The organism is Dietzia sp. DQ12-76 (assembly GCF_014145045.1).
GTDB lineage: Bacteria > Actinomycetota > Actinomycetes > Mycobacteriales > Mycobacteriaceae > Dietzia.
In genome coordinates, this window is sequence record NZ_JAALDV010000247.1 from 1 (window position 1) to 1,660 (window position 1,660).

The following is a 1,660-nucleotide window of genomic DNA, read 5'->3' on the forward strand; positions in this document are numbered from 1 at the left end:
TGGCCGAGGACCTCCCGGGCTGAGGACGTCGCCCCGATCCCCAGCACCCCGCCGCCCCCGACGAGAGAAACCCCATGATCACCTTCACCGATGCGCTCGTCATCCCCGTGACGGCCGACGACCCCCGGTGGTTCCACGGCTGGGTCCACGTCGACGAGGGCGGGCTGATCGCCGGACTGGGCCCCGGCGACCCGCCGCCGGGCCTGCCCGGGACCGTCCACGACCTGGGCGGGTCGATCCTGGCGCCGGGGTTCGTCTCCGCGCACAGTCACCTGTTCACCGCCGGCATGCGCGGCATCGCCCCCGATGACACGCTCTACGGCTGGGTCTCGCGGATGGGCGAGATGATGGTCGGGGCGGAGTCGGAGGACCTGTACTGGTTCACCCTCGCCGGCTGTCTGGACTTCCTGCGCAACGGCGTGACCAGCGCCTACAATTTCACCCAGAGTCGGGTGGTGGCGGTGTTCGACCACGCCACCTCGACCCTGGTGGCCGAGCGGGTCCACGACGTCGACTTCCTCACGCGACAGATCGACGCGCAGGCCGACTCCGGGCTCCGGTGCGTCACCTCGACCCGGTTGGACGACGAGCAACTGCCCGAAGCGGAGTGCTTCGAGGCGTTCGCCCACGTCACCGACCACCGCCTGCGCACGGTCCCCCGGGACCTGGACCTCGGCGGCTCGGTGTTCGGGTCGGTGCAGTGGTCGTCGTCGCCGGTCACCGCCGACCGTGAGCGCGAGGCCATGGCCCGCCACGGGGTGGGCAACCAGGCCCACTTCGTGGAGACCGCCGAACACCTCGAGGTGCAGCGGGCCAAGTTCGCCTGGTACGACCGCGCCGGGGTGCTGGGACCCGATTTCGCCTTCGGCCACTTCGTCCACCCCACCGAGCAGATGGTGCGCCGCGTGGCGGAGACGGACTCGGCCGTGATCTGGCAGGCCACCTCCAACGGACGGCTGGGGTCGGGTATCGCCGACGTCACGGGGTACCGGGAGGCGGGCATCCGAGTGGGGATGGGACTCGACGACCAGTCCTGCACCGATGTCTCCGATCCCTTCCAGAACATGCGCATCGGCCTGTACACGCAGCGGGCCGTGCACTCCGACGCCTCGATCCTGGCCGCCCACGAGGTGCTGCGGATGCACACCCTGGGGGGCGCCGAGGCGCTGGGCCTGTCCGGTCGGATCGGCAGCATCGAGGTGGGCAAGCACGCCGACCTCCTCGTCGTGGACCCGACCTCCCCGGCCACGGGTCCGATCTGGGACCCGGTGGCGACCTACGTGTTGGCGTGCTCCCTCCGGAACCTCACGCACGTGTACGTGGGCGGGCGGCTGGTCGCCGAAGGGGCGCGCAGCCTGCACCCGCTCGCGGACGAGGCGGACGCCCAGCTCACCGACCGCATGGTCCGCTCGGCGCGGGCGCGCGGGTTCACCCCGGCGTTCACGCGCACGGCCCCTGTGGGGACGCGCCCGTGACGGCGCAGGGCGGTGGGGCCGTCCTCATCGAGAACTGCGCGATCGCGACCGTGGACGACCATGCCGCCGAGTACGCCGGCGGCCACCTTCTGCTCATCGGGGGCCGCATCACCGCGGTGGGGGCGGGGCCGTGCGATCCCGCACTGGTTCCCGACGGCGTGGACCGGATCGACGGGACCGGCTGA

At 72.0% G+C, this 1,660-nt stretch carries 2 protein-coding genes; both read left to right on the forward strand.

Translation table 11 applies throughout. The features are described from left to right. The first annotated feature begins 74 nt into the window (after positions 1-74). Positions 75-1,475: an amidohydrolase family protein gene (locus G6019_RS09200; RefSeq protein ID WP_182613587.1), complete on the forward strand. Its 1,401-nt coding sequence runs from the start codon at positions 75-77 to the stop codon at positions 1,473-1,475. Beyond that, positions 1,472-1,660, forward strand: a complete 189-nt coding sequence (locus G6019_RS09205; protein ID WP_182627474.1) for a hypothetical protein — start codon at positions 1,472-1,474, stop codon at positions 1,658-1,660. The genes G6019_RS09200 and G6019_RS09205 overlap by 4 nt, the downstream gene beginning before the upstream one ends.

Excerpts from the sequence above, each read along its gene's own strand:
- G6019_RS09200 (WP_182613587.1), top strand. The coding sequence starts at position 75 with ATGATCACCTTCACCGATGCGCTCGTCATCCCCGTGACGGCCGACGAC.